Source organism: Mesorhizobium sp. M7A.F.Ca.ET.027.03.2.1 (assembly GCF_003999175.1).
GTDB lineage: Bacteria > Pseudomonadota > Alphaproteobacteria > Rhizobiales > Rhizobiaceae > Mesorhizobium.
The window spans coordinates 1-4,144 of record NZ_RZOM01000527.1 but is presented as its reverse complement, the minus strand read 5'-3'; the positions used below and the strand labels follow the sequence as shown (position 1 = coordinate 4,144).

The following is a 4,144-nucleotide window of genomic DNA, read 5'->3' as shown; positions in this document are numbered from 1 at the left end:
TCTCCAAGGCGCCAAGGCTGAAGCTGATCTATCTGTCGTCCCTGGAGTTCAAAGCCGACTTTTCCGGCCGCATCATCGAACGGCTGATCCGTCATCATGCGGCCCTCGGCACCAAGGTGCGCATCCTGGTCACCGACGTGCTGGAGCGCGACAAGGACGACGCCATGCTGCATCGGCTGGCGGCCGAATTCCCCAATGTCGAGCTGCAGGAATATCGCTGGCGGGCGGACCGGGGCGCGCCGATCGACGAGCAGATTTCACAATTGCACAAGGTCCATCACGTCAAGATGCTGGCGACGCTTGCCGACGATCCACGGCGGTCGCGCGCCATCATCGGCGGCCGCAACATCCATGACGGCTTCCTGTTCCACCAGCCGATCGATCTGTCGCGCTATCCCGATCTTGAGCAATACGGCAAGACCGACGGGCTCTCGCTGAACTACTATTCGAACTGGAGCGACTTCGACATCGAGTTCGCCGATCCGGCCACGGTCGAGACCCTTGCCGCGCATCTTTCGACAGTGTGGCTGCGCGACGCCGACACCAATCTGGCGCGCCCCTTCTCCATTCCGGTCCGGTCCGACGGAGCCCGCCCGTCAGGCACGGCACGACACTTCATTTCGGTGCCCTACGAGGACGGCCATGCGCTGGAGGACTATTTCGTCGAACTGGTCGACGCTGCCCAGCACCATATCCAGATCGCCAATCCCTACCTCAACCTGACGCCCAAGCTTGCCCAGGCTGTTGACCGGGCGCTCGCCCGCGGCGTCAGGATCGACATTGTCGGCCGCATCGATCTCAAGGGCGATATCGGCGGCAAGTTTCTCACCGCGCTCAACAAGCTGTTCGTCGAGAAATATGGCGACCGCATCAACATCCGCGAATTCAAGGCGCCTGACGTGGTGCTGCATTCCAAGATCATGATGATCGACGAAAGGTTGGTCGCCATCTCGTCGGTCAATCTCAACAACCGCAGCTTCTTCCACGACAGTGAGAACGGCATGATGGTACTCGATCCGGCCTTCTACACCAGGATGAAGCCGATCTATGACGACTATGTCGCCCACTCCAATCCGGTCGCCACCAATGTAGCGATACCGTGGGCCTATCGGCTGCTGTTCGAAGAAGACTGGGTCCGGCAGGCGTTCTGACGGCGATTATTTGACCAACCCAAATTGAGACAGGGATATGGTCCTAACAGGCTGGCAACTAGCGCGTTCGACGCAGCGAGCGAATAAAGAGCATGAGGGATACGAAAGTGAACGCCGGGTTGCGATTGGAGACCCACCATCCTCCTGACCGTTCTAGGAACTCCGCCTCTAGTGGGTCTGTCGGACCAAGCGGGCCGCCTGCGATATGCTCTCCCTCAGGATGAGGCAGCCTTGCGGCCCTAAGTTCTGCAACGCGCGCACCCAGTTGGTTTAGCCGCGCTCGCAACTCTCTCTCAGTGAAGTCTGCACCCATTCGCGTATCATCGCACCACTCAGGATCGGGCGCCAGACTACTCAGCCGTAGGAGATGGCTAGAAGCGCCTCATAAGTGGAGGATAGCGCGCTCTCGCCATTCTGACCAACACATGACTTACCGAAAATAACGCTCCTGCGCGAGGTCGCGGACGTCGATGTCAGGCACCCGGCTGGAGATAATGTCGGCCAGAACCTTGCCCGAGCCGCAAGCCATGGTCCAGCCGAGCGTGCCGTGGCCGGTGTTGAGATAGAGGTTGGAGAGCTCGGTGCGGCCGATCAGCGGCGGACCATCCGGCGTCATCGGCCGCAGCCCACACCAGAACGTCGCATCCCGCATGGCGCCGGCGCCCGGAAAGAGATCGCCAACCGAGTGTTCCAGCGTGCGCCGCCGCGATTCGTGCAGCCTGAGGTCGAAGCCGGAAATCTCGGCCGTACCGCCAACCCGGATGCGGTCGCCGAGCCGGGTGATCGCCACCTTGTAGGTCTCGTCCATCACCGTCGACACCGGCGCCGCCGCGGCGTCCTTGATCGGCACGGTGATCGAATAGCCCTTGACCGGATAGACCGGGATCGGCCGCTTCACCCGGCGCATGAAACCTGCCGAATAACTGCCCAGCGCCATCACATAGGCATCGGCGGTCTTCCAGCCCTTGCTGGTGCTGAGATTGGCAATGCGGTTGCGGCTGCGGATGACGCGCCAGATCGTCACGTCGTATTCGAACTTGACGCCGCGGGCCACACAGAGTTCGGCCAGCCTGTCGGTGAACATCTTGCAGTCGCCGGTCTCGTCGTGCGGCAGCCTGAGGCCACCGACGAACTTTTCGCGCACCCCGGCAAGGCCAGGCTCAGCCGCGATGCAACCGTCCTGGTCGAGGATCTCGTAAGGCACGCCATACTTCTTCAGCACCTCGACATCGCCTGATGTGCCGTCGAGCTGCTTTTGCGTACGGAACAATTGCAGCGTGCCCTGGGTGCGCTCGTCATAGGCGATGCCGGTCGCTTCGCGCAGCGCCTTCAGCGTGTCGCGGCTGTATTCGGCGAGCGGAACCATGCGCGCCTTGTTGATCGCATAGCGCTCGGCCGTGCAGTTGCGCAGCATCTTGATCAGCCATGTCCACATATGCGGATCGAAGGCCGGCCGCACCACCAGCGGGCCATGCTTCATCAGCAGCCATTTGATCGCCTTCAGCGGAATGCCGGGGCCGGCCCAGGGCGAGGCGTAGCCGGGTGATATCTCGCCGGCATTGGCGAAGCTGGTTTCCAGCGCCGGGCCTTTCTGGCGATCGAGAACCGTCACCTCGTGACCGGCCTCGGCAAGAAAGTACGCCGTGGTCACTCCGATGACGCCGCCGCCCAGCACCATGATCTTCATCGTTCACTCCTTGCCGCGCCGCACGCCCTTGAGGACGCCTGGACGCGGCCGTATTTCCGATTTGCGCACGATCCCCAGCGAAAATCGATGCCGACTTTCGGGATCGTGCAGTGTTGCCTGTTCACGCCGCCGTGGGACCGGGGTCGTCATCCCCTGTCTGCCGCATTCCGGCCCTTTCGCCAAGGGGCCGCCAATCGGCTGCGGCGCTGTAGACGAGGGTGAGCCCATGCGGCCGTCGCGCCTCGTCTCGGGATTTCTCCCTGACGGCACGCCGCGCGGCCTCCGGCTGGTAGAGCACGGTCGCGATCAGGACCGACTCCCGCCTGCCGTCGGCCTGTTCGATCCATGCAGTCTGACCCTCGGCCATGCCGAGCATGCAAAGCCCCCGCCTTGTCATGATCGACAGGCTGGAGCCGACCGGACCGCGCACCTCATTCTGCACCAGAGTTCGGGTCTCGGCAGGGCCGGCATCGACACGAAACACCAGCCTGCTGTTCAGCGTCACGATATCGGATCCGACCGAATCGATCGCGACGACCTCGGCTTTGGAAAGCTTCTCTTCAAGCATTGGAACAATCGGATCCGCGAAAGCCCGCCAACGCTCCAGCATGATCTCGAGGACGGCGAAGTCCTTCGTCGTCAGCCGGAAATTCGCGCCTGTCATCGCCGTCTCCATGCTCAGGACCCTTCCCGCCCGCAGGCCGGCGCATCGACCGCTTCGATGGTCGCCGACAGTTCCCGGCCGCCACGGCTGCTCCAGCACACTGTCTGCCCGATCGACGCGCCGATAAGCGCCGTCCCCATCGGCGTCAGCACCGAGATCCTGTTTTCACTGATGTCTGCTTCGCCGGGATAGACCAGCGTGATGCGCTGGGTGTGGCCGCCATCGTTGCGGATTGTCACCGTCGAACCCATCCGCACCACGTTGGCCGGCATGGAAGCCGCTGCCGTCACGAAGGCACGGTCCATCTCCGAAAGCAGTTCTTCGGCCGTCTCGGGCACGCGGTCGAGCGACGCCCGCGCCAGGCCCGTCAGCCGGTGGTGGTCGGCATCGCTGACCAGAAGCCGGCTCGGTGGACGCAATCCTGTTGCATGTTGCATGGCAAACCTCATGACTTGGCGCATCCAACAGACGCGCGCCTGCCGCCGCACAAACGGTGGCTTGATGAAAGCCGGCAGCCGCGAAGCTGTCTGGCTCGGGAATGATGATGTCAGGTAGAAATGCCCCGGTTCGGACGGACGCCAAAAGGCGGCCGCGCCGGGGCTACGATCCCGCGATCGGGCAGACCCGGAACAAGGTTCTGAT

Annotated in this window: 4 protein-coding genes; 1 reads left to right on the top strand and 3 read right to left on the bottom strand. The window is 62.8% G+C overall.

The annotated features are described in order from the left end of the window. Positions 1-1,151, top strand: a 1,151-nt coding sequence (locus tag EN750_RS21385; protein WP_145967815.1) for a phosphatidylserine/phosphatidylglycerophosphate/cardiolipin synthase family protein, incomplete at its 5' end; no start/stop codon positions are given. A gap of 430 nt (positions 1,152-1,581) precedes the next feature. Here EN750_RS21385 and EN750_RS21380 read toward each other — a convergent pair. From EN750_RS21380 to rnk, 3 genes are all read right to left on the bottom strand, one after another. Next, entirely contained in the window at positions 1,582-2,838 is a 1,257-nt protein-coding gene (locus tag EN750_RS21380; protein ID WP_127397566.1) for a D-amino acid dehydrogenase, read from the bottom strand. Between the two features lie 121 nt (positions 2,839-2,959). Further along, positions 2,960-3,502 carry a nucleoside-diphosphate kinase gene (locus EN750_RS21375; protein ID WP_245469536.1) on the bottom strand — a complete coding sequence of 181 codons (543 nt, stop codon included), beginning with the start codon at positions 3,500-3,502 and terminating at the stop codon, positions 2,960-2,962. A gap of 14 nt (positions 3,503-3,516) precedes the next feature. Further along, positions 3,517-3,939 (bottom strand): nucleoside diphosphate kinase regulator, encoded by a 423-nt coding sequence (gene rnk, locus EN750_RS21370; protein ID WP_127267089.1) that lies wholly within the window; start codon positions 3,937-3,939, stop codon positions 3,517-3,519. Positions 3,940-4,144: the final 205 nt, after the last annotated feature.

Coding starts and splice junctions, on each gene's coding strand:
- rnk (WP_127267089.1), bottom strand. CDS start 3,939: ATGCAACATGCAACAGGATTGCGTCCACCGAGCCGGCTTCTGGTCAGC.
- EN750_RS21380 (WP_127397566.1), bottom strand. CDS start 2,838: ATGAAGATCATGGTGCTGGGCGGCGGCGTCATCGGAGTGACCACGGCG.
- EN750_RS21375 (WP_245469536.1), bottom strand. CDS start 3,502: ATGACAGGCGCGAATTTCCGGCTGACGACGAAGGACTTCGCCGTCCTC.